Origin of the sequence: Pseudoalteromonas sp. APC 3250 (genome assembly GCF_030407915.1) — a bacterium.
Classification (GTDB): Bacteria; Pseudomonadota; Gammaproteobacteria; order Enterobacterales; family Alteromonadaceae; genus Pseudoalteromonas; species Pseudoalteromonas tetraodonis.
Window position 1 is genome coordinate 372,479 of sequence record NZ_JASDCM010000001.1, and the last position, 26,059, is coordinate 398,537.

Sequence of the window (26,059 nt, forward strand, 5' to 3'; positions counted from 1 at the left end):
GTAATACGCGCTGTAAGGATAATAAATCTGGCGGTAAAATTTCAACGCGTTAAAGTAGAACAAAAAACAACCAATCAATTTATCCATTTCCTTGGCATAACTCCCTATTGTGACTAATATTTACTCTACATACAGTGATTTAACAAGGATTGAAACATGCGAATTAACTCAATTAGAACCAAAGTTATTTTACCTATTGCTTTTTTAGCACTGATCCTTGCAGGTTTACTTGTTTCAATTGCATCAATTACTTACATACAAGACAACGCGATGAAAAGGCAAACCGAAACCTTTTTTGAAGCCGTTACCGTTATTTTAAATGCTGACAGAGACATATACCAAGCACGTATTGCACTGGAAAATCTACTCAGTGCCACAGGCGATAATGAGACCAATAAAGCAGAGTTTTTAGAAAACGCTGAACAAGTCAAAGACCGCTTCAACAAATACTTAACGTACTTAAAAGATGAACGAGCACTATTGTCAAAACATGACTCTTTTTCTCGTTTTGCGCCTTTATACAATCAATGGCTAGACCACAGTAAAACGTTAATGGATTCCAGTCACTCACAAAGTAAAATGCAAAGTGATTTGAATCAAACTGAATCTGAATTTTTACAAATACGAGAAATGATGGATCAAGCAGGTGAAGAGCTTCGCATCCATACCAATAAACAGCAGCAAGATAAAGTCGGCTCAGAGTTATTAAGTCGCTATGTAGAAGCAATGGCCGAGGTGCTCAATGCAGATAGAGATATATACCAAGCTCGACTAGCAAAACAAAAAATTGTAAACCAACATGGCGAATTGGCACAAAACCAAAAACTATTTGAAGAAAATGCAGCTCAGGTTATTCGTCGTTTTAATAGTTACCGCAGCTACTTAATTGATGAGCCACAACTGACACAAAAATACGCTAATTTTGATCAACTTTATCAACAGTGGTACGAGAAAGGAAAAGCGTTAGTTTACTCAAGTTCGGCTAATCAAATAGCCTTAATTGATGATAATTTAGCGCAAGCAGATAAAAGCTTTAATGAATTGAGAGAAATACTTGATATAGCGGGCGAAGAAGCGCGAACCTATGCCCGAAAAGTAAAACATGAAGTGCAAGCTAGCATTCAACTTTTTGAAAAAATTGTGTTTGTTATCATTATTATTGCCTTTATTGTTGCTTTAGCTGTGGGTTATTACATCCCTAAAAAACTCACCGACAATATAAATAATATTACTCTACGAATCCAAGAAATTGCCGCTGGTGATGGTGATTTAACGCAAAGAATTAATACTACATCACATGACGAGCTCGGTGAGCTGAGTAATGAGTTTGATAACTTTTTAGCACACCTGCAGCAAATAATAAAAAACATTCAGCAGCAATCCATTCAACTAGGTACTGTGACCGGCGATCTTAATAATGTCTCTGATACCGCGATGGACGTGACCCAGCAACTTGCTAATGCGTCTGACTCTATTGTAAGCGCTGGTCATGAAATGGATATGGCAAACCAGCAAATGGCTGAGCTGGCTAAAAATACCGCCCACGAAGCTGATATTTCTAGCGAGCAGGTACAGCAAGGAGTTCAAGCCATTGATGTATCAAGTAAAGCAATTGAAGATTTAATCAATGATATTCAATCGGCTTTATCTAATTCTATTGAATTAGAAAGTAGCTCAACCGATATTACGTCTGTACTTGAGGTCATTAGAAATATTGCCGAACAAACTAACTTATTAGCGTTAAATGCCGCGATTGAGGCTGCCAGAGCTGGCGAGCAAGGCCGAGGGTTTGCCGTTGTCGCTGATGAGGTTAGAACGTTGGCTACTCGCACACAACAAAGCACCGATGAAATAGATACGATGATCCAACGCTTAAATAACAATGTAAAAGCGTCATCAGATTCTATTAAAAACAGTCAAACAAATGCTAATGCCACACTCAGTAATTTTGATGCCGTTATTAGTATTTTTAGCAACCTAACTCACGCCTTTGAAAAAGTGCAGCAAATGTCGGCCGAAACCGCACAAGCAACACAAGAACAATCTCATGTAGCAAACGAGATTAATAGAAATTTGGTATCGTTAAAAGAACAGTCAGCACAAATGAAACAAATCTCTGAGCAAACAACATTGCAGTCAAAAAATGTATCAGCGCTTTACAAGCAAATGAAATCGCAAGTAGATAGCTTTAAAGTATAGTGCTGTAAGTTTTTAAAACAATGGCGCAGTGTTTACTGCGCCATTAAGATAAACCCAACTAAGCCGAATAGCCTAGGCTAATGTATCAATAATAATTATTTCACACTCTATTGTTGCAGTTAGCGTGATAAAATCAGCATGAGTGACCTCAGCACCATCCCCTTTGTTCATGGTAATTACACTGTTTTTGTCATCTACAGTAAATACACCATCAGATGCAAGTACATAAGCTTGATGATCAATACGCTGAGTGATGGTGGTACCTTTTCCAAGCTTTCCACCATAAATACGTGCTTGTTGATTGATAAATAAGGTGTTACCCGCATCTTCTGCATAACCCGACACTAAAAGCGTAAGCTCGTTAGCTACGTCGGTCGGAAATTTTTTACTTTCCCAACGCGGCGGCACATCTTGTTTATTACTTTGAATCCAAATTTGATAAAAAGTAAGTGGCTCATTGGTACGATTATACTCAGAATGCACAATACCTGTGCCTGCACTCATTACCTGCACTTCACCTTGCTCGGTTATGCCTTTATTACCCATACTATCTTGATGAGTAATGGCACCACTGCGTATGAAACTAATAATTTCCATATTTTTGTGTGGATGCGCTCCAAATCCCATTTCAGGTGCAACCCAATCATCATTAACAACGCGTAATGTACCAAAGCCCATACGTGCCGGATTATAGTAATGTGCAAAACTAAAATGATGTTTAGATTTAAGCCAACCGTGATCGGCACTGCCTAAACTATTCTTTGGATAATGATTGATCATGGTCTTTCCTCAAAAAGAATAAACATTAATTAATATGGACGTTCACGGTCGTGTGGAGCATCAAAATGATGCTTTGCACCCAGCGGTACTATTTGTGTTGGATTAATCGTTAAGTGGCTTACATAGTAATGCACCTTTGTGTACTCTAAATCGACTGTTTCTTTAACACCCGGTACTTGGTACAGCTCGTTAACGTAATTGCTAATATGGTGAAACTCGCTTAATTTTTGACGGTTACACTTAAAATGCCCGTGATACACCGCATCAAAGCGAATAAGGGTTGTAAATAAACGCCAATCAGCTTCTGTAATAACATCACCAACGAGATAGCGCTGCTTAGCTAAACGCGCTTCTAGCCAGTCTAAACTATCAAATAGTGCGGTGTAAGCCTCATTGTAAGCTTCTTGTGTAGTAGCAAAACCGGCTTTATATACGCCGTTATTAATGGTGTTATAGACACGGTTATTCACGGCTTCGATTTCTTCACGAAGTGGCTCTGGATAATAATCATCAGTATTGCCAGTGAGCTCATTAAACGCACTATTAAGCATACGAATGATCTCTATTGATTCATTATTTACAATAGTTTGCGTTTTTTTATCCCATAAAATCGGCACAGTAACCCGCCCTTCATAACTAGGATCGGCTTTTAAATATAATTGATAGGCGTAATCTAAGTTATAAAGTGGATCGCCCTGCTCGCCAAATTCCCAGCCGTTTTCCATCATGGGAGCTTCAACAATACTCATAGAAATAATATCTTCGAGCTGCTTTAATTTACGAAAAATAATCGTTCTGTGCGCCCAAGGGCACGCTAGCGATACATATAAATGATAACGCCCCGCCTCAGGGGTAAATTTGCTTTGTGGCGCTGATGAAATAGTATCCCTAAAACGGCTGTCTTGACGTACAAATTTACCGTCGCTTTTTTCGGTGTCGTACCATTTATCGACCCATTCACCGTTAACAAGTAATCCCATGTCCGTCTCCTAAGTATGTAGAATGTGCCAACCTTACGCAGATTGGCAGCTTAAAGTTCAATCAGTTATATGATCAGCTTATTGGTTTAATTTGTTATGAATTTTTCCATCAAGGGATAGCTTTCCAGCTCCTTGAATAAATAAGGCCAAGGTAATTGCCAACAACGATAAACCAAACTCGTAACCGTTGTTGCTCATAAATAAGCCGTTATCTATATGTACGGTAAAAATAGCAACCACCATAGTGATAGCCAGTACAAAACTCGCAGGACGCACCAGCAAACCAACGATGAGTAGTAATCCACCAAAAAATTCAGCGCCACCCGCCATTAATGCCATTAAATAGCCCGGTGCTAAGCCAATCGACTCCATCCATTGCCCTGTGCCTTCCAAGCCATAGCCACCAAACCACGCAAACAGTTTTTGTGCCCCATGAGCACTAAACACTAATCCTGCAATAAGCCTTAATGGTAGTGTTGCAAAAGACTGTTCAGTTTTTGTGATGGCAGCTGTGATATTTTTAATCGTCATAATGTTTACCTGTATTGTTTCTGTTGATTATGCAGCTATTGTATAAGTTGAATTAAAATTAAATAACTCCTATTATTTGCTTTATATGTTCAAATATTTTGAACAGTTAATATTTGGTATGATGATGAATACACCCCCTATTAGCATAGAAGCTTTACTGGTATTAGACGCCATTGAGCATCGTGGCAGTTATGCAGCCGCTGCAGAACAACTTAATAAAGTGCCATCAGCCCTGTCGTATATTGTTAATAAACTTGAAGAGCAATTAAATGTAACTTTATTTCAGCGCCAAGGTCGGCGAGCAGTTTTAACCCCCGCAGGTAAACATTTACTGAGCGAGGGGCGTAAAGTGCTCAATGCTATAAATAATTTATCGGAGCAAACACAAACCATAGCTAATGGCTGGGAGCCTAGAATACGGATTGCTTGTGACTCAATTATTGACGTAACTAATGTTTTTGCTGCTTTACAACAATTTTTAATTGAACATAAAAGCATTGAAATTGATGTAAAAGAAGAGGTCATGAGCGGTACATGGGAGGCGTTAATAGAAGACAATGTTGACTTAGTGATTGGTGCACCCGCCCCCGTGCCTGCTCAAAAAGGGATCAGAGCAGTGAAAATAACGGATATTCAAAATGTACTTGTGGTTCACCCAACCCACCCTTTAGCAAAAGAGCAAAAACCCATCAAGCCTAGTGAGCTTGGTCAATACACCACAGTGATAGTTCATGACTCTGCAAAACAAAGTATTCCGTGGTCAGCTAATTTAATCGAAGGTAGTCAACGTTTTTATGTAAGCTCCGTAAAACAAAAAATTACCGCTATTTTATCGGGAATCGGGATTGGTTATTTACCAGTAAACCTTATTGCTGAACATATTAAAGCTAAAAAACTTCATGTTGTGGAGCTCATTGAACCACGTCCTATTCAAGACTTATACCTTGCATGGAAAATAACCAACAAAGGTAAAGGATTAAAAAAATTGACTCAACTTTTAATCGACAATAATTTACAGACATGAAATAAGCCAACTACATAAATGCAAAAGCCCATGCTAACTAAATTAGCATGGGCTTTTTTAATCACTAATAGATTTTATAGAGCAAGATCTTGCTTAGCACGTGTTAAATTGTGCGACACTAACTCGTTACCTGATATTTGCTGTGCTTCGTAAAAGTCAGATAACGCTGCGGTTTCGTTTTTAGCCATTAAACGGCCAACACCGCGGTTACTTAAAGCAAATGAGGTCAGCTCACGTACTTTAAAACGTGGGCCTGTACTTTGCTGTAATAATGTAATTGCTTTTGAGCAAATTTCTTCAGCTTGGCTGTAGTTTTTTGATTTTACATTTAATGCGCAACTGTTAAATGCAACTTCGAATTCTTGTGGGGCTGTTGCAGCCTCTTCAATAACCATTAACTTGTAGTCACTTTGATCAGCCATTACAGCAGCTGAGCAAGTTAATAAAGAGCCAAGAGCGATGGTTTTGATAAGTGAGCGTTTCATGATTAGTTTCCTATTTGGTTAGTCGTGCTTGTTGCCGACAACTAAACTTTAGAGTGTTTACTTAATCTCGACAAACGATTAAAAACAAACCAATAAGTGAAAAAAACTAACCTATAGACTTTAGTCTAATTAAACTGAGCATATTCGTTTTAATAAAAGCGACAAATAACCGCTCGTTTAACTAGGCTGCAAACCCGGCATGATTATTTACTGATTTAAGTAATCAATAACTTCTTCTTGTAAATCAATATATTCATCTTCAGACATATTTAACTTTTTAAGTATAAACGGTTCAAGGCGCTCCCAATCTTTAATTTTTTCATCACGTAAAATACTATTTACTATGCTTTCAGAGAGCTTTAACACACAAAAACAGAGCTGTTGATTAGGATCGGATGTGTCCTCAAGTAAACTTAAATCATGATGGCGTAGAATAAGCTGGCAAATATCTCTTGGTAAATGCCAACTCGATGCTAAGTAATAGCCGATAATGGCATGATTAGCGCCATAAACACGATCTTCAATATCAACTAAACTTTCTTTACTGCTTCTATTTGAACCATGCAGCACATTGACGTAGTCGTCATATTTAATCGCCATCGGAACTATGCCGCAATCATGAAATAAACCGAGAGTGTATAAGTATTCAACTGGAATTTTATTTTTTACTCGCTGCCCAACAATCATGTTTACATTAGCAATTTCAGACGCGTTATCCCAAAAACGCTCTAAACTAATACAACATGTTTTTTGTAAAAACATTTGCTTTAATTTAAGCGCAGGAATAAGTGCTTCTATGCCATTCCAACCTAAAAACATGATGGCTTGTTTTATGTCAGCAATGCTTCGCACTAAGCCGTAAGCGGGTGAATTAACAATTTTTAAAATAGCAGACGATATGGCCACATCTTTAGCAACTATATCTGCAGCAGCTATTAAAGACGGCTCATTTTGATGTGCCAATTTATCAAGATCATCTAAAATTTGCGGTTTTGGGGGAATAATAAAGTTTTTGTTTACATCAGATAATACCTGCTCATTAACGACAAACATCGATGTCTAGCCTCCAGCTAAGCTATATGGATTATTTAATTAATTCCATTTGAACTTTTATACTAGAAGTTGATTAGAGATTTATCAATTTGTAGGTGCTGAAATTGGTAGGGTAAAAATAATTTTTAAAACCAAAGCAGCACACGCCCGGTATATAGACGTGTGCTTTGAATACTAGCTTATTAGAAGTAATAGCCAATATTAATGTTGAAGCGGCGTTCAGTTTCGCTGCTATCGCCCGCTAATGAACCACCAACAAACGGCATGTTTTTACCATGAACTAAGTCAAAGTATGTAAATAAACCACCTGCAGCGACCGAGAAACCGGTTACGTTCATCCAGGTATCTTTGCTGTTGTCTGATTTGTCGTAAATAGCGCTGTAGTCATTATAAAACTGTAAGTTTGTTACTGCGCCCCATTGCACCGGCACACTGTATGCTACGTTTGCACTCGACATAGTTGCTTCCGCTGCCATGCTATCGTAAAACGAGTAAGCGCCTACAGCAATACGGTTTACGTTATCAATATCGTAGTTGTATTCGCCATGTTGTAATTGCAAGTTCCAAGGGCCCATATTACTGTTTAAGTGAAGCGCCCATGCGTTATAGTCACCTGCGCGGTCAACACCATCATGCAAGCCACCAGAAAGCGCTGACACACCAATTTCAGTTTTACCACCCTCATGCTCTATGTGGTAGCCGTAACGACCTGAGAACGTATTATATTCGCCAATTGGATTGGTCGGCTCAGCGTAAACACCATCACCAGCTTCTCTAAAACCAACAATATCGTATGAGTAGCGATCGCTGCGGTTATCTACATAACCATCAACACCACCTAATTCATCATTTTTGAAAAAGCCTAAATCAAGCTGCCAGTTATCGGCAATTTTACGCTTAAATAACACCCCTAAATCGTGGTCGTCTTCAAGGCCTACGTAATAGTTAGTGCTGAAAAAGTAGTTATGTGAATTGTAAGGCCAGTTACCAAAAGGAACCTGAGTAATACCTGCTTGAACTTGCCAATCATCAGCAAAATCGTAAGCAGCATAGGCGTATTTAACAGCTGTCATGTAATCAAAAAAACGAATTTCAGCGTTTAGTTTTACATCACCCACATCGCCTGAGAAATTTAAGCGAAAAATATCAAAGTCAAAATCGCCGCCGCGATTTTTATTGTCGTCATCATACGAGGTGTGGCTATAGTTGGTTCGAACAGCACCGCCAATTTTAATTCCCTGAGGCTTGTGTTCATGTTTAGCTACTTTAACTTCAGCTATATCTTCTTTCTGTTCAATGGTGCGCTCGATTGTCTTTTCACTTTTTTGCTCTGCTTTTGCAAGTTGCTTTTGCAGCATTTCCACTTGTTTTTGTAAGCTGCTTAATTGCTGCTTTACTTTATCAAGATCTGTATCTGCATGTGCCGGATGTGAAAAAACAACCATAGCCACTGCCAGTGCTAAAGGTTTCATAGGTGTCATAATTTGTCCTTGCTTGCCTTGTTGATGTTATTAACTCGAACTTGGTCAGCGTGAGCTAAGTACCTGCTTGATTTTACATATTGTTTTACAATGATAACGTATTTTTACAACTCTTCAATTACACTTTATGATTTTGCGCAACACACCAGCAACACACACTACTTTTTAGCAGGGTAAGCATAACAATTAATCATCATTTTAATAAATGAAAGCAGCAGCTTGCAAAATTAAAGCTTAAAAAAATAGTAGGATGATCATGTACCTATTTTTAATGTGTTATTATTTAAAAATCATATTTAAAACAGCCAGTTTGTTGCTACATATATAAATTAAGGACTCTCCAAAAATGAAAAATAACGATACCTTTAACACAATTGCTACGTTAATTTTTAAGCATCTTTATAATAACTTTCCAAGCCCAAGCCAGTTAGATCCTGAACAATTAATTAGCGATGCCTCAGATCATCAAGGTGAGCAAATAAAAGGAACAATTGCGTTTCTTCTTCATGAGGAATATATATTTTCGACGCCCAGCGCCACTTTTTTGCTAACCGAAAAAGGCTTTAGCCACGCTTTGTGTCCTAAGTTTTAAACTCACCACTTACAAAGCGATACCACAAAAAAAGCCCTAGCAATTAAAGCTAGGGCTTTATAATGATTTTTAACGTTTATTTTTTCTCTTTTTCTAAACGCTTCTTAAGGCTCAATGCCGCGTCGGCCGCCAGTAAGCGCATAAATTCAGAACCATTATTTTGCTCACCCTGCCCTGCACCTATAACAATTTCAGGCACTAAGCGACTGTTACCTAAGCTATTAAATAAAGCCGTTTGAATTTTAACTTCTGCTTTAAGTGTTTCATCAAACACATATTTAGGATCAAGTGCTGCTGACTTTGCACGTAAACGTGCTTCAGCTAATACATCCATGCCTAACGCTTCTAAGCGTTGCTGTTTTAAGATTTCTTCTTGCTCTTTTGCAAGCTCAGCCTTTACTGCAACACGCTGTTGTGCAGAAATAATCGCATTGGCTTTTATTCGCTCTGCATCAATTTGCTCTTTAATTTTTAGCTTTTCAGACTCAGCTCTTTGCTTTGCAATCGCTTGTTCGCCTAATGCCACTTCAGTACGTGCTTGTTGCTCTGCTTTTTTAAGGTTTTGTCTTGCCAGCGCTTCATCAGCAGCCGCTTGTTTTTGCGCCTCTAAACGTGCATTTACTTTATTTTCGTAATCAATATCAATAATACTCGCATCAACGACTGTGATCCCATAAGAGCCTAAAATAGGCGCATTACGTAGCGGATTACCTTCAGCATCCTTCTTTATATTAATGGTAACGCGTTGTTGCTTACTTAAATTACTTAAATCATCTGACTTATCACGCTCACCGGTACTAATAATTTGCTCAGTAACAAAAATACCATTCGTAAGTTGATCAGAAAAATCTTGGCTTAATTGACCATTACCACCTGAATAATGTTGCTCCACCGACATCATACGAGCCGACGCTTTTACATTTTCTGTTGTTGCACGCATTAAAAGGTTAGAAATTAGGGTTTCTTGGGAGCCAAATTCTTCATGAATTTTTAATAAACCACGCAAAGCACCCGATTCACTAGCGGGTACGTTGCCAGGTAATCTAAAGCGGGAAACACCGCGTGCCCCACCGGTCGTGGTATCTAAGAATCGAATAGGAATGAGTGGTACAATGGCACTGGCTGTTGCGCTGCTATCGCCGGTAAAGTTAATTGAAATAACTTTTTTATAGGCTGATGTCGTACCAAATGCTTTTAAGTAAGGGCCCGCTTGATTTATTACCGTTAAATTACCGGTAAAAGCTGACTGATGAACTAGCCGTTCATCGGCTTCATTCCATGAAATAACCTGCGACGTTAATGTTGCAATCACGGCTAACACCACGACAACGGATGTTAGTAAAATCACATTACGACGACCAAAACGTGCCATAAATGAGGTGTTTTTTGCCTCAGCGACTGCTTGTTGTTCGCTATCCATTTTTAGTACTCTCCATATTTAGTTTCTTTTTAACAAAATACGTAATTTCTTGTTCGCTTAAATGCGCACAAAAACTACCCGATCGATGCAAATCTATAAAAGTTGCAAGGATCTCTTGTTTGCCTTTAATTGTTTTTTCCTGGTTTTCTTGGGTTTGGTTTTTCTCGCTAAGTTGAGCAATGAGTTCATCAATAATGGTGTCTTTATCAAATAACACATTATATTCTTTTGACTTTCTTACTCGGCTCTTACGTATATTGCTGTAAATCACATAAAGCGCCACACACAAAATAATAACAAGCGTACTTAACCCAATAATATAAAAAATCATAACGTCTGCTTATATTAATTGAATAATTAACCCCAACGACAAATGTAACGACTAGGTCACAAATGTTAAGCCGATAATTTTACAGAATAACGACCCAAATAACAGAATTAAAACTTGGCTTGTGTATATTTTTGTAAAAATTAAATTAGATAAAAGTTCAATATCAGAAGTCTCAATATCTACAATATTACTTTTAGTGAGTGTTAGTAAAAGTTATTACCTGTATTGGTAACAGCCTATTAGACTCAACAGTGAACATCTTCTGTTCAAACTTTCATATTGAATACTAAGCCATTTATTCTTTTTAAAATGAGCTGATCTCAAAGTGAAAATTGCAATAATTTCCGAGTAAAGTTAAAAAAATTTAAATTTTTTACTGGCGAAGATTAAAATGCGACCTACCCTTAGTATGTAAATTAGGTACTGATTATTTGCTCAAAGTTAAATCATATGGGCATGCAGTTGATCGTTTACGTTACATCAAACCACTTATTAGTGAAAAGGATATAAAGATGAATAAATGTAAATATGCAACATTAATTGCCATTGCCATTTATGGACAACACAGTATTGCTGCTGTGGATGAGCTCACTATTTTACAACACACTCAAGAAGCAAAGAAAACCACAATCGCCAAACACGCTTCTACCCATGTAAAACTTTCTAAGCAATTTGCTATCGAAACTGCGCAAGGACACGTAATTACTCAAACTGTATCGCACCCTAATGCTGATTACATAAAGCTACATTTTAGCCAAGTAGATCTAAATGGTGACGCAAAGTTAGTCGTTAGAAGCGAAGACAACTCAGAGCTATATGAATATAGTAGTAATAATATGGACGCAGCAACAATCGATAGCTTAAACGGGGATGATGGTGTGCATTCATTTTCTTCTATGTCGGTATCAAATGACAGCGTTATCATTGAGTATTACCCTGATCCAAAAAGTAATAAGCAGCAACACCAGTTTGGTGTTATTGATAGCTATTATTACGGAACTGAAAGCGCCAATATAAATATCAATGAACAAAATAAACCAGCCCCTTTGTCTACCTGTGGTATTAATGAGCGCAAAGATGTGCAGTGTTGGGCTAATTCCAACCCAACAGAGTTTGACCGCAGCCGCCCGGTAGCACGCTTAGTAATTGGTGGCCGCAGCTTATGTACCGGTTGGCGCGTTGGCAGCGATAATAAGTTATTTACCAATAACCACTGTATAGAGACTGCATCTGAGCTTGCCTCTACTGAAGTGTGGTTTAACTACCAAAATAAAAGTTGTAATGGAACAACTAAAGAAACCATTGTAAAAGTGACAGGCAAGGAGTTTTTTAAAACTGACTACACGTTAGATTACACCCTATTTAGTGTTAATAACTTTGCCAATATTGAACAGTTTGGCTACTTAGGGCTTGATGTGCGAAACGCAGAGCAAAGTGAACGTATTTATATTCCGCAACATGGTTCAGGTAATCCTAAGGAGCTGTCGATTGAATCGGATCAAGACACCAATGGTTTGTGCCAAGTTAATGCCCCCTCAACGAATGGGCGTGGAAGTAATACTGATATTGGATACTATTGTGACACTATAGGTGGCTCTTCCGGTTCTCCTGTTGTTGCAGCATCAAGTAATCGTGTTATTGCACTTCATCACTTAGGCGGATGCTACAATAAAGGCGCCAAAATAAGTAAGATTTGGCCCCAAGTCGCAACTTACTTTAATAACACAGTGCCTGTTGGCGATAACGACGGTAATACACCACTGCCACCTACCGCGCGTTTTGAATACAGCTGTGAACAATTACAGTGTAATTTTGATGCAACAGGTTCTAGTTCAGCAGGTACAATCAATAACTACAGTTGGAACTTTGGCGATAATCAAACCGATACAGGTGCAACCGTAGTGCATAATTTTATATCTGAAGGTGATTACGACGTCTCTGTTACTGTGCAAGATAGTAACAATAATACAAATACACTAACCCAAACTATTATTGTCTCCGATGGTTCACCAACAGAAATTGAATTAACTAAAGGGCAAGCATTAACAGGCCAAAGTGCAGCATTAAATCAAGAGACTATTTACTATATTGATGTACCTGCAAATAGCACTAACATTTCAATCGGCATAACAGGTGGTTCGGGTGATGCAGACCTCTACGTTAAGAAAAATACAATACCTACCACAAACGATTACGACTGCCGACCATTTAGAAATGGTAACACTGAAAGCTGTAATATAAGTCAAGGAGAAGGTCGCTATTACGTTATGCTTAAAGCCTATAGCAGCTACAGTAATGTCACTATTATGGCTGATTATGAAAACAGCACACCACCGACGGGAGATAGCACCATTATTGCTTCTCGCGCCTATGGATTTCCTGGTTTTTGGCAACGATATAGCTATGTGGTTCCTTCAGGAAAAACATCTGTAACAATAAACACAACAGGTAGCCAAGGAGATATCAGCCTGTACGTAAAAGCAGATGGTGCTGTCACGCAAACACAATATGATTGCCTATCAAAAAACACCGGCAACAACGAAAGCTGCACTCTAGCCGTTAGTGCTGGTCAATCATTACAAATCGGCTTACTAGGTATGCTCAGTTATGACTGGGTTAAGCTTGTCGCTACTGCAAAATAGATAATATCATTACCCTAAACAAAGCACCCCAGTATACCTGCAGTGCTTTTCACTTTTAGCTAGTTTCATTTTACAGCAATCTTTGTTGGTTTTTATTTATTCTTCTGGCTTAACTTAAACGTACCTAAGGAAAGCTATGTGGGCAGCGTATGCCTAGTAAATAAGGTTTCATCATCTATTAACGAGTTATACCCACACATCAAATACTATTTAGCACCTTCAAACCAAACACACTGCCAAAAATTAAAGTTTAAAAAAAGTACACAGATGCTCCAGCTTTGGTACTAGGGTTTTCGCTTGCCGGTAATCATAGGAGTTATCAAAGAAACTCTCCCCCACCAACCAACCAATACAATTGCGGCAATATGTACTATTACAATTGAATACAAACTGTTCGCGAGTATTGAATGAATATTTTCAACAAGTGAACTACCAAAAAAGTAATCTGTCTCTTCTAGTAAAAAACCCGTTGTGGCAAGTGCAATAAATAATAACCATGTTGCCAACACCATTAACCAGCCTAACGGATTATGGCCAGAGTTTTCCGGCACATTTCTGTTTTTTAAGTGTTTAAAGTGCAATTTAAAATCACTAGGTCGCAATTTAATCTGTTTAATACTAGCAAAACCAGAACGAAAAAAAGCCCAAACAAGGCGAATTAGTACGGCCACAAAGGCAACATAACCCACAATTTGATGCTCGTCGCTGCCCGATTCAAGTAAAAAATAATTCAAGCAAAAAGCAATCACTAAAAGCCAATGGATCCCCCTAACAAGGGGATCCCAAATTACTAATGTAGATCGCAAATTAATGGTTTTCCTGTTTAACTACGCTACCATCAACGGGGTTAAAGTAAATTTCTACTTTGCTTCCTTTAACATCGCTACCGTATAGCTCGTAACAATTGCCTTCGGTAACTTTAAACTCTTTAATTTTATAACCTTGCGCGGTTAAGCTATTTTTAAATTCCTGTTGCTCCATCCAATTTTCGTTTGGCTCACTCGTACATTGAGTGGTTTCGTTGGCAACACCGCAACCTGCAAGTAAAAATACACTTACTACTGATGTGATTAAAAGTTTAGCTTTCATTAAAATATCCTTGTTAAAAATGTATTGTCGGTTAATCATACTACGTGCCTTAAATAACAGGATCAATCGCTTTATCGGTACTTAACTTATTCGTCCCCCTTTATTTATGGCAAAGGAATTAACTTATCCCCATTAATAAGTTTAAATTTATTTAACGTGATAGGTTTTTTAAGTATTACTCTTCATACAAAACAATACTTCAAAGCAAGCTTGGCCCATATCATCAAAAAGTAACTTTCTGGCATAAGGCTACCCTTTTATATGTAATGTTAAGTTTTTAGCCACCCATACTCTTAATACCAAAATTTAGTATAAACCTATAAACTCCTGTCACCCTATGCCATAATCTAAATAATTCATAAATTTAGTAACTTGGCGGTATATAAACCGTTTCAAGCTAACTTATAGGGTTTTTTAATGGCTTATCAAGAGCAAAACCAAGCAACAATCTATTGGCACGACTACGAGACCTGGGGGGCAAGCCCACAGAAAGATAAGCCGAGCCAATTTGCCGGTGTACGCACCGATCTTGATTTAAATATTATTGGCGAGCCGCTTATTGAGTACTGTAAGCCGCAAGCGGATTATTTACCCCATCCTGAAGCGTGTTTAATTACTGGTATTACCCCACAAGTGGCGATGCAAAAAGGCTTAGTTGAGGCTGAGTTTATAGCTAAAATTCATGCAGAATTTAGCGTACCCAATACCTGTGTAGCTGGTTATAACAGTATTCGCTTTGATGATGAAGTAAGCCGATATAGCTTTTATCGTAACTTTTACGACCCGTACGAACGTGAATATAAAAACAATAACAGTCGTTGGGATATTATAGATTTAGTGCGTGCCTGCTATGCACTGCGCCCAGAGGGCATTGAGTGGCCATTAAAAGAAGATGGCAGTCCAAGCTTTAAGCTTGAGCATTTAACTGTTGCTAATGGTATTGAACATGCCGCTGCGCACGACGCACTAAGTGATGTAACGGCTACCATTGCCTTGGCTAAATTAATAAAAGAAAAGCAGCCTAAGCTGTATCAGTTCTTTTTTAGTTTGCGTAATAAGAAAGCCCTTGCTGAATTGGTGGACGTGTTTAACATGACCCCATTAGTGCATACCTCGTCGCGTATTCCAGCAACCCAGGGTTGTACCACGTGGGTGGCACCTATGAGCTTTCATCCTGTTAATAAAAACGCGGTTATTTGTTTTGATTTAACCCAAAACCCGCAGGTGTTACTTGATTTAAATGTAGAGCAATTACGCAAGCGTTTATACACCAAACGTATAGATTTAGCAGAGGGTGATTTACCGGTAGGTTTAAAGCTGGTGCATTTAAACAAGTGCCCTATTTTAGCACCGGCTAAAACGCTACTGCCTGAAAACGCTGCTCGCTTGGGTATTGACCGCGAGCAATGCTTGGCTAATTTAGCCATTTTAAAAGCCAATACTGAGCTTCGCGATAAAGTCACTGAAGTATTTAATGAGCAAGGCGATTACAGCGCCACCACGAACGTGGATTACTTATTATATGATGGGTTTACTAGCCATGCTGATAAAGCTAAATTTGCGATTATTCGTGATGCAAAACCAGATGACTTGGCAAGTTTAAAGCTTGAATTTGAAGATCCTAAATTTAATACTTTGTTGTTTAGATACCGCGCCCGTAACTGGCCACAAACGCTAAACCAACAAGAGCTTGATCAATGGCGTCAATATTGTCAAAGCAAGTTAATGCATGGCGAAGATCAGCCATCAATCAGCGCACAAGATTTTATGATCACCCTTGAAAACCTAGCGCACGAGCATGACGACAGTGAAAAAAATCTTACAATTTTAAAAGCACTGTATAACTACGCGCAAAGCATGTAATTTGCTTTAGTGTATATAAACCATGAAAAACGCGACCCTTTAGCAAAAAGTGTCGCGTTTTTTGTTACTAGGTAAAAAACCAAAAAACTATCTCAACAAGAGAGGTAAATGAGAAAACATAAAACCTACAATTATTTTTATGTATATCACTTCCTCTAAAAGCGCAGCACCTCTTACCCTTTTTGTGAAAAGTTTACTTTTACCAATTACATTACTTTTTATGCAGTGCTTCAATACGCGCTAGTAAACTTGATGTGTCGTACCTGCCGCCGCCAAGAGCCTGTACATCGGCGTAGTATTGATCGACCGTTGCAGTCATTGGCAGCGTTGCACCATTATTTTTAGCTTCATCAAGGGCAATGCCTAAATCTTTACGCATCCAATCTACAGCAAAACCAAACTCGTACTCGCCTGCCCACATTGTTTTGTAGCGGTTTTCCATTTGCCACGAACCAGCTGCGCCTTTAGAAATGGTTTCTATTACTTTTTCGCCATCAAGCCCTGCTTGTTTAGCAAAATGTAAGCCCTCAGCTAAGCCTTGTACCACACCAGCAATACAAATTTGATTAACCATTTTACATAATTGCCCTGAGCCCACTTCGCCTAAAAGCTGACTAAAACGGCTAAATGCCGCCATGATAGGTTGTGCTTTAGCAAATACCGCTTCGTTGCCACCGGCCATTACGGTTAATACCCCGTTTTCAGCACCTGCTTGACCGCCCGATACTGGCGCATCAATAAAGTCGATATGCTGTAAAGCCGCTTTTGCCGCAACTTCACGCGCTACCTCAGCAGAAGTAGTTGTGTGATCGATTAAAATCGTGTTTTTGTCCATACCAGCTAAAACGCCATCATCGCCGTATACCACTGACCGTAAGTCGTCGTCATTGCCAACACACATAAATACCATATCGGCACCACTTGCAGCTTCACGCGGGGTAGGTGCAAAACTGCCGTTAAAATCTTCAACCCATTTTTGTGCTTTAGCTGCTGTGCGGTTATAAACACATACGCTGTGCCCCGCTTTTGCTAGATGCCCTGCCATTGGGTAACCCATTACGCCTAAACCTATAAATGCAATTTTTACTGACATAAAAATGACCTATTTAACTGATAACTTAGAAACATAAGCTCGATTATGTCAATCGGCCGCTAAAAAAGCGAATGAAAGTCTTTTAAAATTTCCCTCATACGGAAATTAGGTAGGTAATCTATGGATAGTATTTATCAATTTAACGCACCACTTTGTAATAACGATGATTTTTCTTTGAGTCAGCTAAAAGGAAAAACGGTTCTTATTGTTAATACCGCCAGTAAATGTCATTTTTCTGCGCAATTATGCGCGCTAGAAAAGCTATATCAACAATACAAAAACGATGGGTTTACTATTTTAGCCTTTCCGTGTAATCAATTTGATAAAAATGAGCCATTAGAGGGAATGGCCATTAAAGACTATTATCAAAAACATTTTTCAATTAATTTTGAGGTGTTTAATAAGGTCATGGTAAATGGCCCAGATACGCATCCACTGTTTAGTTATTTAAAGTCTCATACACGAGGTATTGCACAAAACCGAGCAATAAAATGGAACTTCACTAAGTTTTTAGTTAATGCACAAGGGCAGCTGGTTGCTCGCTATGCACCGCGAACTAAACCGGAGTCATTACATAATGTAATAACAAGCTGCTTAGAATCAGTGCCCGTTATAAAACCGACGACCGCTCGTTTAGGAGTCCGTTCGGCTGCATTAAAATAATCCTGTCGTAATTAAAACAACAAGAGTGAAGCATCTATAGTAAGAATAGTTTATGGTAATAAAATAATTGATTACTTGGAGCTAGTTAATGGATATTGCTTTTTTTAGTGCTCAGAAATATGAGCGCCCTTTTTTTGAGCAAAGTTTAAATGGCTTTTCTAACATCACTATTACTTACTTTGAGCAAAGTTTATCGGCGCAGACGGCAATATTAGCTAAAAACTTTAACGCTGTGTGCGTATTTGTAAACGATACAGTAGATAAAGCAGTGATTGAGCAACTTGCCACATTGGGTGTTAGCGCTATTTTATTACGCTGTGCGGGGTTTAATAACGTTGACTTGCCTGTTGCCAAACAGCATAACCTCAGCGTATTACGCGTACCCGCTTACAGCCCTGAGGCAGTAGCTGAACATTGTGTTGCCCTTATGCTCACCCTCAGCCGTAAAACACACAAAGCTTATAACCGCGTGCGCGAAGACAACTTTGATTTAAATGGCTTACTCGGGTTTAACTTACATAACAAGACCATAGGGATTATAGGCTGCGGAAAAATAGGCTTGGCACTGTGTAACATTTTAAATGGTTTTGGCGCTAACGTTTTAGTGTGCGACCCTTTTGCAAAACCAGGCAATTACACTATTACCGATTTAAATACCCTACTTGCCCAAAGCGATATAATTTCACTGCACTGCCCGCTGAGCGAAGATACGCATCATTTAATCGATGACGCTGCATTTAATAAAATGAAAACCGGCGTCATGCTCATTAATACTTCTCGCGGTGCGCTGGTAAACAGCCAAGCGTGTATTAAAGCACTTAAATCACAAAAACTGGGGTACTTAGGACTTGATGTGTACGAACAAGAATCAGAACTGTTTTTTAAAAACCACAGTGACGAAATAAATCAAGACGATATATTCTCTCGTTTAGTGAGTTTTAGAAACGTGTTAATAACAGGGCATCAAGGCTTTTTTACTCAAGAAGCTCTAACCGAAATCGCTAATATAACATTACAAAATGCATTTGAGGTTACTCAAGGAAATAGCTTAACAAACGAAGTGCTATAGCGCGGCTAAACAAAAAGCAAAAAAGCGAACAAAATATAGTGTTCGCTTTTTTGTTATCAATAACACATGAGTTATTAACGCGTTCTAGCCAAACGCAACGTTTGCAAATACTAAGGTCATTAGCACTGGGCAGACAAAACGAATGTACTGAGCAAACCAATAATGTGCACCAGAACTTGCTTGATGAAGCTTATTACCACGTTGCCATAGCCAGCCTACCGTTATAAAGTAAAACAGCCCCATTAACGGCAATTGGTATTGAGTAAATACCATAATCACTAAACCAAATAACCAATCAAAGTTTAAAATAATGGTACTGGCACAAACAAATACAATTGCACTGACTGCCCATGTTGCTTTGGTTCTATCTACACTGTGGTTTTCAACCAAAAATGCCACAGGGATCTCAGTTGATGAAATAGTTGAGGTAACTGAAGCTATCGACATCAATACAAAAAATAATAAGCCAACCAATAAACCAATTTCACCCATAGTGCCAAATAGCTCAGGTAATATGGCAAAAATAAGTTGTCCCTCACCAATTAATTTACCGTTATTAAATACTTCAACGCCATTGTACTGGGCAACATAAATAGCCGGAATTATTAATAAGCCCGCCAAAAACGCCACGCTGGTATCAAGTAGCGCAACACTTGCGGTTAATTTTGGTAAGTTAGCTCCGGGTTTTAAATATGAGCCGTAAATCATCATACAGCCTACCCCAAGCGACAACGAAAAGAACGCTTGCCCCATTGCGGCAATAATTAAATCAGGGTCGAGTATTTTACTAAAGTCAGGCACTAAATAAGCAGCAAACCCTTCGCTTGCGCCATCTAACGTTGCAATATAAATAATAAGCCCAATAAGGAGAACAAGTAAAAGCGGCATTAAACGGCGTGACCAGGTTTCTATTCCCGACTTCACCCCTTTTAAAATAATACTGGCGGTTAAAATAAGCATAAGCGGCGTAAAAATAAAATTACGTAACATAGAGTCGCTATGTAAAAACTCACTCAAGCTATGCAAGCCAAAAAAGCTACTTATAGGCTCTATAGCGTAGGAAAGCATCCAACCGGCCACAATAGAGTAAAAACTTAACATAACGATGGCACCGGCAAGGCCAATATAGCCTGCTGCGGCTCCCACTTTAGGGGCGTGATCTTGCCATGCTTGGCTTAGCGCTTTAACAGGGTTAGCTTGGGCTTTGTAACCTAAATACAGCTCGGTGTATAAAGCAGGTAACGCCAGCAAAAAAATAACGATAAAGTAAACCAGTAAAAATGCGCCGCCACCATGATTAGCAGCCTGCGTAGGAAAACCCCATATATTACCTAAACCTACGGCTGCACCGGCTGCTGCCAATACAAAACCTAGTCGACTTTGAAAACCATCACGCACTTGTGCCATACACCTACAAATCTGTTATTATTTTAACGAATGCGAATTAAACCATATTTAAGAGCCACTGAGTAATAAAAATGTACTTAGCGCTCACAACAACTAACAACCGCTCACAAACTATCCAGCTTTGGGTAATAAATATGTAATCGGTCGTCATTTATAACGAGCAATGATGAGTGTAACTTACTTTGAAAACCAGCTAGAAATCACGCCCGCTTTAGCAAATAACAGCCATTGCATTGCGTTGCTTAACGCGACCACCCTCAATGTGGGTGAATTTGATTTACCCCACTATTTAAGCCCTTTTGAGCTCAATGTTATTAATCGGCGTAAAAATCCACAGGCTAAACAAGAATATTTAGCCACACGTTTAGTGCTTAAATACCTAGTAAAATCCGCTTGTTCTTCTTATGCATCATTAAAGCTGTGTGATATTAGTTCTGAATTTAACCCCGATAACAGTAAATTAGAATTACATATTAAAAATACAACAGGCGTGATCAGTTGCTGTATTTCTCATTCTCATGGTTTTGTAGGTGCAGCGTTAAATGTAGCATCAACTCAATTTGGCTTTGATATTGAAAAAATTAGTTTAAAGCGCCCTTTTAATAAACTCGCTAAACACTTTTACCACCCAGCCGAAGTGAGCTTAATAACCGATACAGATAACATAACAACTCAAGCACATCATTTCTTTAGGATTTGGACATTAAAAGAAGCGCTGGCTAAAGCCACCACCCGCCCTATTGCTCAGCTATTAAGCCCTAATGTGTTTAACGAACTTAATAACGCCCAGCTTACAGCCTGCAGCAATACCGTGGTTGGAGCACATAACGACATGTTTGATATTAGCGTTGTGGCAAAAAAAAGCACCGACTGGCGGTGCTCAATAATGACTATTAACGATTTACGCAGCGCAATCACTTTCTAGTAATCGACTATGAATCGCTTGAACCACTGCATCAGACTCGCTTTGCTCAACTAAAAAGCACAGGTTGTGTTTACTCGCACCATGGCAAATGAGTCTAATATTAAAGTCACTTAATACTTTCATTAAATTCATTTCATGTTGGCGCAAAACAATTTCAGAGCCAATTAACGCTACCAGCGTTAAATTGTTTTCAACCGATACATGGCAAAATTCAGCGAGTTTATCTAAGCACTCTTGATCTAGCTCTGGGCGTGATGCATTAGGCGCATTATCAAGGGTAATTGCTACACTAATTTCAGAGGTGGTAACCAAATCTACCGAAATATTACACTCACTTAAAATAGTAAATATACGCGCTAAAAAGCCACTGGCTAACAGCATTTCTGGGCTTTTAAGGGTTAATAATATTTGATTTTTACGTTGTGTTACCGCACGAATACCAGGTAGCTGCGATTTTTCACGTTCAATCCACGTACCGCCAAGTTCTGGCTCTGTGCTTGAGCCAACAAACACATTAATATGGCTGCGACTGGCAGGTAAAATAGTTGCCGGGTGCAATACTTTAGCGCCAAAGGTCGCCATTTCTGCTGCTTCATCAAAACTTAAACGCGCAATAGGAGTGGCTTTTACACACAAACGAGGATCGGTGCTAAAAATACCCACTACGTCAGTCCAAATATGCACACTTTTAGCGTTAATAGCCTCAGCAAGCAGTGCAGCGCTATAATCTGAGCCGCCTCGACCGAGCGTGGTCGTTAAATTGTTTGCATCGCTACCAATAAACCCTTGGGTCACAATAACGCTATCATCAAGCAGCGGAATTAAATGTGTTTGAGCGGCTTGCGCTGTGGCGGCCACATTTGGTGTTGCTTTACCAAATTGGCTATCGGTTTTAAGCACCTGGCGCACATCAAAACGAGTGGCATTTAAACCCTTTAACCTTAGTACTTGGGTAAATAAGTACGACGATAAACGCTCGCCAAAGCTAAGTAGCTCATCGAACTGCTGCTCAGTATTGAGTGTTTGTGCCGCCAACGTTTGAAATGCATCAAGCGTTTGATTAAACCCAAGGGCTAAATCCTCATCTAACGACAGGTCATTTAAAATAGCCTGCTGAATCGCAAGGACACCATCAATATGCTGTTGGCGTTTAGTGGCTTCAATACCCGCTTTGCAAAGCTCCACTAAATGATTGGTCACTCCGGCACTGGCGCTTACTGCAACAATACGTACATTTTTATCGTTTACGATAATTTCGCTACAACGGCTCATCGCCTCAAAGTTAGCAACGCTGGTGCCACCAAATTTGGCAACAATGTAATCTGATTTTGTGCACTGTGAACTTTGTGGCACTGGTTGGGTAGTCATTTCGTCTCCTTTCGCGGCATCCAAACCGCAATAAAACAAGAAGAACTTGGCAGGAAATAAAGATAAGAAAAATCTACTGCCAGAAGCTCTCCACCTAAATTGGTGACAGTTTTGAGGATTCAGCCCCATAAACCGAAAAACAATGGTAACGACCCATTATTTTCCTCGGCGAGTACTTCCCTCCTTAATGATCGCAGGCTGTCGTTGCCTCACATTAAGTACCTAAGTATCGCACCTCTTCTGAATGTATTATTAACCTGTGGCTAATAAAACAAAACCGCACTAATAGTGCGGCTTTGAAAGTTATCGTTTAGACGTCTAGCTGTCAAGTCGTTTTACTATAAAATCAAATAAAACTACCCATTAAGTAAGAGCCCGCATAACCAAAGGTGTAACACAGTAATAAATACAGCGATAAGCGAAGGTAACTTGCAAACGTCAGCTCTTTTACCTTACTCATGGCTATAATACCGGCCGCCGAGCCAATGATTAGCATAGAGCCACCTACACCGGTTGCATACGTAAACGACAACCAATGCTGTTGACTCATTACAATGTCGGCTTTTAATAACGCTGCCGTTAGTGGCACGTTATCAACACCTGCAGATAAAATACCCATTAAGTAGTTTGCGTACTCTGGCGCCATTACCGTATACAAATTAGTAAATTGGCTCAGTACCCCAACTTCTTTTAACGCACCAACAAGCAGTAACACACCCACGAAAAACAATAAGGTGTCGTACTCTATGTCGCGTATAAAATCGATCATATCTTTGTTGATGTCTTTTTTGCGCATTAAAAATTGCGCGACTAAAAACATAATAGATAAACCCAATAAAAAAGTAAGCAGAGGCGGTACACTGTATAAAACACTCAATGTAAGCGTAGCAATAACCGTAGTGAAGAAAATAACCGCAATGGTTATGTCGGTTTTTTCAATACGTTTAAATTTAGTTTTTTTAAACTCGAGTTGCTTATTCATGCCAATTGATAACAAAGTAGCCAGTAATAATACACTTAGTAACGCAGGCACAATTAACAGTAATAAATTGCTAATTGTTACTTTACCATCAAGGAAAATCATAAGTGTGGTTACATCACCCGTGATAAGTGATACACCACCGGAGTTTACAGCAAATACAATAAGCGTGGCGTACTTAACTAACTTTTTGGCTTCAAGTTTTAATGACATAATCACTGCCAGTGATATTAGCGTGGCCGTAACGTTGTCTGAAATAGATGAAAATAAAAACGCAAAACACCCCACCAAAAACATCAGCTTTCGCTCACTAATGCTGGTTGGCATAATCCGATTCACAACATTTTCGATAAGTCCTTTAGAGTTTAAATAGGCGACAAAGGTCATTGCGGCCATTAAAAACAGCCATAAAGAAGCAATTTCTAAAATATTGTGGTCTAGGAGGGTTTGAATCGTTTCGGGGCTTTGCCCATTAAGAGGAAAAATAAAGGAGATAATCCAGCAAAGTGTACCAAAAAATAACGTCGTTTTGGCTTTGTTAACGTGGATCACATCCTCAATAACGATAAGCAAGAATGCAATCGCTATCAGCGTCAGGATAATCGAGGAAACCATGATATTAAACAACCTTCGGGGTTAAGTAAAAATTGAAACCATGTAAAAAATATACCCACAAACTCTATGTGCCTATATTCGGCGCGGATACTATCACTAAGCGGGTGTAAAAACTATTATTAAATCGTCGCAAAAACGAATACCATATAAGTTCGAGAAATATAAAATAACGAATACTAGGAAGTTGCAACGCCTTATGATCCCAGCTAAAAAGCTACTTAATACCCTAAATGAACACTGGGGTGTATTAGAGCTATTATTTAAGCGCTTTAAAATGGCCGACTTTAGTATTAAAGATCTTCAAAATGCCATTAAGCAAAAGCAACCCACGTGGAATAATGAGCGTATTTATAAAGAAACCAACCGGTTATTAAATCAAGAAATTATTATTCCGCTGGCTAAATCGTCACAACTGGAAATTAACCGCGCCATTGCCGATTTTGCCACCTTTTTACTGCAAGAAGAACATTTAGGCTTAGCACAAGAAATAAGTGTATTGGTTGATGATTTGGCCCGTTTAGGTAATCGGCTATCTAATGCCGGTGAAATGGAAGATTTTGATGATTTACGCCGCTTTAGCCGTATTATGGATGATCGGGTGCGTAAAATAATCAAACTGTTTTTACACAACGAAAACGCCATTTTAAATATTGTTGAGCAAGCCAAATCTAATAATGCAGTGCAGTCGCTACAAAAACGCTATAAAGCCGTGATAGAAGCGTTTGATGAGTATATAGAACCCATGCTGGAAATGGTGGATATTAGAGGCGACTTTCATGCCTGTTTTACTTTAATTGAGCAACAAATTAGCACCCAAATAGAACATATTGAACGTTCAGGCAAAGCGTACAACGATAAACGCATGCTTGAGCAATTGCGTACCCGAATTCTAGAAATGCACTTAGTTGGCCGGATAAGCTTACGTAAAAGTGCCGATATGCTTATGCCACTGCGTGAAGAGTTGCGCCGTAATAACCTTGTTACCCGCCAAGTAGCAAAAGTATTAGGGCTAATACGTAAAAATGGGGTAGATAATATGCTCAGCGCCGTGCAGCCACATTTTGTAAGCGATGCGCAAAAGTATTCATTGGGTCAACAGCGCCATATAGTAGCCTACATGGCAAGCCTGGCTGAATTTGAGCATCATGAATATCAGCTACCAGAGCAAAACGATGTGCCTGCGTTTGTCACGCCAAACATTCCTGACTATCACGATGTAAAAGCGCAGTTTGCAAAACGCTTCAAAAAGCAGCGTAAAAAACCACAGCCTCTGCTGCAATTTTTAGACGAAAGCTACCCAGAGCTTGAAGCCGATGAAATGCTGTTTTTATATCAAAAGCTAGTGAGCGATACCACCCTACACATTAGCCAAAGCGATAAAAAAGCCCGCGTTAACATTGCAGGCCAGCACTTTTCTTTGTACCCCTTTAATTCAGAGCCTCAGGCTGATAAAGCCGAGCACGAGTAATG

23 protein-coding genes and 1 riboswitch are annotated in these 26,059 nt (G+C 39.1%); of the genes, 9 read left to right on the forward strand and 14 right to left on the reverse strand.

Annotation, left to right across the window (positions count from 1 at the left end):
• Positions 1 to 156 precede the first annotated feature (156 nt).
• Positions 157 to 2,199 (forward strand): methyl-accepting chemotaxis protein, encoded by a 2,043-nt coding sequence (locus tag QL986_RS01720; protein ID WP_096038502.1) that lies wholly within the window; start codon positions 157 to 159, stop codon positions 2,197 to 2,199.
• A gap of 72 nt (positions 2,200 to 2,271) precedes the next feature.
• Here the strand turns inward: QL986_RS01720 and QL986_RS01725 are convergent, their stop codons facing one another.
• The 3 genes from QL986_RS01725 to QL986_RS01735 all read right to left on the reverse strand — a co-directional run bounded on the left by QL986_RS01725 (position 2,272) and on the right by QL986_RS01735 (position 4,490).
• On the reverse strand, positions 2,272 to 2,979 hold the full coding sequence (locus QL986_RS01725; protein ID WP_290191062.1) for a pirin-like bicupin family protein: 708 nt from the start codon (positions 2,977 to 2,979) through the stop codon (positions 2,272 to 2,274).
• A gap of 29 nt (positions 2,980 to 3,008) precedes the next feature.
• The gene (locus QL986_RS01730; protein WP_024601612.1) at positions 3,009 to 3,959 is read right to left on the reverse strand and encodes a glutathione S-transferase family protein; all 951 of its coding nucleotides are present in this window, start codon (positions 3,957 to 3,959) and stop codon (positions 3,009 to 3,011) included.
• A gap of 78 nt (positions 3,960 to 4,037) precedes the next feature.
• The gene (locus QL986_RS01735; protein ID WP_058154782.1) at positions 4,038 to 4,490 is read right to left on the reverse strand and encodes a DoxX family protein; all 453 of its coding nucleotides are present in this window, start codon (positions 4,488 to 4,490) and stop codon (positions 4,038 to 4,040) included.
• A 124-nt stretch (positions 4,491 to 4,614) separates the two neighbouring features.
• Here QL986_RS01735 and QL986_RS01740 point away from each other — a divergent pair, with 124 nt between their 5' ends.
• Entirely contained in the window at positions 4,615 to 5,514 is a 900-nt protein-coding gene (locus QL986_RS01740; protein WP_024601610.1) for a LysR substrate-binding domain-containing protein, read from the forward strand.
• Positions 5,515 to 5,588: 74 nt separating this feature from the next.
• Here QL986_RS01740 and QL986_RS01745 read toward each other — a convergent pair whose 3' ends face one another.
• The 3 genes from QL986_RS01745 to QL986_RS01755 form a co-directional block, all read right to left on the reverse strand.
• Positions 5,589 to 5,999 (reverse strand): hypothetical protein, encoded by a 411-nt coding sequence (locus QL986_RS01745; protein WP_013465125.1) that lies wholly within the window; start codon positions 5,997 to 5,999, stop codon positions 5,589 to 5,591.
• Between the two features lie 207 nt (positions 6,000 to 6,206).
• Positions 6,207 to 7,052 carry an HDOD domain-containing protein gene (locus QL986_RS01750; protein WP_290191063.1) on the reverse strand — a complete coding sequence of 282 codons (846 nt, stop codon included), beginning with the start codon at positions 7,050 to 7,052 and terminating at the stop codon, positions 6,207 to 6,209.
• Between the two features lie 182 nt (positions 7,053 to 7,234).
• Positions 7,235 to 8,533: a porin gene (locus tag QL986_RS01755; RefSeq protein ID WP_290191064.1), complete on the reverse strand. Its 1,299-nt coding sequence runs from the start codon at positions 8,531 to 8,533 to the stop codon at positions 7,235 to 7,237.
• A 346-nt stretch (positions 8,534 to 8,879) separates the two neighbouring features.
• Here QL986_RS01755 and QL986_RS01760 point away from each other — a divergent pair, with 346 nt between their 5' ends.
• Positions 8,880 to 9,125 (forward strand): hypothetical protein, encoded by a 246-nt coding sequence (locus QL986_RS01760; RefSeq protein WP_013465128.1) that lies wholly within the window; start codon positions 8,880 to 8,882, stop codon positions 9,123 to 9,125.
• 76 nt (positions 9,126 to 9,201) lie between these two features.
• On the opposite strand, the gene QL986_RS01765 is transcribed toward QL986_RS01760, so the two are convergent.
• Together QL986_RS01765 and QL986_RS01770 are read right to left on the reverse strand one after the other, a co-directional pair.
• Positions 9,202 to 10,545, reverse strand: coding sequence for an SPFH domain-containing protein (locus QL986_RS01765; RefSeq protein ID WP_013465129.1), 1,344 nt, complete (start codon positions 10,543 to 10,545; stop codon positions 9,202 to 9,204).
• A complete protein-coding gene (locus tag QL986_RS01770; RefSeq protein ID WP_028835109.1) occupies positions 10,538 to 10,876 on the reverse strand; it encodes a hypothetical protein in 339 nt (112 codons plus the stop codon). The genes QL986_RS01765 and QL986_RS01770 overlap by 8 nt, the downstream gene beginning before the upstream one ends.
• 512 nt (positions 10,877 to 11,388) lie before the next feature.
• Between QL986_RS01770 and QL986_RS01775 the strand changes: the two genes are divergently transcribed.
• A complete protein-coding gene (locus QL986_RS01775; protein WP_290191065.1) occupies positions 11,389 to 13,518 on the forward strand; it encodes a pre-peptidase C-terminal domain-containing protein in 2,130 nt (709 codons plus the stop codon).
• A 284-nt stretch (positions 13,519 to 13,802) separates the two neighbouring features.
• Here the strand turns inward: QL986_RS01775 and QL986_RS01780 are convergent, their stop codons facing one another.
• Together QL986_RS01780 and QL986_RS01785 are read right to left on the reverse strand one after the other, a co-directional pair.
• The gene (locus QL986_RS01780; RefSeq protein WP_033103318.1) at positions 13,803 to 14,324 is read right to left on the reverse strand and encodes a cytochrome b/b6 domain-containing protein; all 522 of its coding nucleotides are present in this window, start codon (positions 14,322 to 14,324) and stop codon (positions 13,803 to 13,805) included.
• Position 14,325: 1 nt separating this feature from the next.
• Positions 14,326 to 14,607, reverse strand: coding sequence for a PepSY domain-containing protein (locus QL986_RS01785; protein ID WP_028835106.1), 282 nt, complete (start codon positions 14,605 to 14,607; stop codon positions 14,326 to 14,328).
• A gap of 417 nt (positions 14,608 to 15,024) precedes the next feature.
• Between QL986_RS01785 and sbcB the strand changes: the two genes are divergently transcribed.
• Complete coding sequence (gene sbcB, locus QL986_RS01790; protein ID WP_290191066.1) at positions 15,025 to 16,470, forward strand: exodeoxyribonuclease I; 1,446 nt, start codon at positions 15,025 to 15,027, stop codon at positions 16,468 to 16,470.
• Between the two features lie 211 nt (positions 16,471 to 16,681).
• On the opposite strand, the gene QL986_RS01795 is transcribed toward sbcB, so the two are convergent.
• Positions 16,682 to 17,563: an NAD(P)-dependent oxidoreductase gene (locus QL986_RS01795; protein WP_028835102.1), complete on the reverse strand. Its 882-nt coding sequence runs from the start codon at positions 17,561 to 17,563 to the stop codon at positions 16,682 to 16,684.
• A 120-nt stretch (positions 17,564 to 17,683) separates the two neighbouring features.
• On the opposite strand from QL986_RS01795, the gene QL986_RS01800 reads away from it, so the two are divergent.
• Positions 17,684 to 18,226 (forward strand): glutathione peroxidase, encoded by a 543-nt coding sequence (locus QL986_RS01800; protein WP_036954398.1) that lies wholly within the window; start codon positions 17,684 to 17,686, stop codon positions 18,224 to 18,226.
• Between the two features lie 88 nt (positions 18,227 to 18,314).
• Positions 18,315 to 19,295 (forward strand): 2-hydroxyacid dehydrogenase, encoded by a 981-nt coding sequence (locus QL986_RS01805; RefSeq protein WP_036954395.1) that lies wholly within the window; start codon positions 18,315 to 18,317, stop codon positions 19,293 to 19,295.
• Positions 19,296 to 19,379: 84 nt separating this feature from the next.
• On the opposite strand, the gene QL986_RS01810 is transcribed toward QL986_RS01805, so the two are convergent.
• The gene (locus QL986_RS01810; RefSeq protein ID WP_036954392.1) at positions 19,380 to 20,702 is read right to left on the reverse strand and encodes a sodium-dependent transporter; all 1,323 of its coding nucleotides are present in this window, start codon (positions 20,700 to 20,702) and stop codon (positions 19,380 to 19,382) included.
• Between the two features lie 166 nt (positions 20,703 to 20,868).
• Here QL986_RS01810 and QL986_RS01815 point away from each other — a divergent pair, with 166 nt between their 5' ends.
• Positions 20,869 to 21,627: a 4'-phosphopantetheinyl transferase superfamily protein gene (locus QL986_RS01815; RefSeq protein ID WP_036954390.1), complete on the forward strand. Its 759-nt coding sequence runs from the start codon at positions 20,869 to 20,871 to the stop codon at positions 21,625 to 21,627.
• On the opposite strand, the gene lysC is transcribed toward QL986_RS01815, so the two are convergent.
• Together lysC and nhaD are read right to left on the reverse strand one after the other, a co-directional pair.
• The gene (gene lysC, locus QL986_RS01820) at positions 21,604 to 22,995 is read right to left on the reverse strand and encodes a lysine-sensitive aspartokinase 3 (RefSeq protein WP_171040135.1); all 1,392 of its coding nucleotides are present in this window, start codon (positions 22,993 to 22,995) and stop codon (positions 21,604 to 21,606) included. The two genes, QL986_RS01815 and lysC, sit on opposite strands and share 24 nt — an antisense overlap.
• A 75-nt stretch (positions 22,996 to 23,070) precedes the next feature.
• A riboswitch (Lysine riboswitch) is annotated at positions 23,071 to 23,243 on the reverse strand.
• Between the two features lie 98 nt (positions 23,244 to 23,341).
• Positions 23,342 to 24,589, reverse strand: a complete 1,248-nt coding sequence (nhaD, locus tag QL986_RS01825) for a sodium:proton antiporter NhaD (protein WP_013465139.1) — start codon at positions 24,587 to 24,589, stop codon at positions 23,342 to 23,344.
• Positions 24,590 to 24,785: 196 nt separating this feature from the next.
• Here nhaD and QL986_RS01830 point away from each other — a divergent pair, with 196 nt between their 5' ends.
• Entirely contained in the window at positions 24,786 to 26,057 is a 1,272-nt protein-coding gene (locus tag QL986_RS01830; RefSeq protein WP_013465140.1) for a hypothetical protein, read from the forward strand.
• Positions 26,058 to 26,059: the final 2 nt, after the last annotated feature.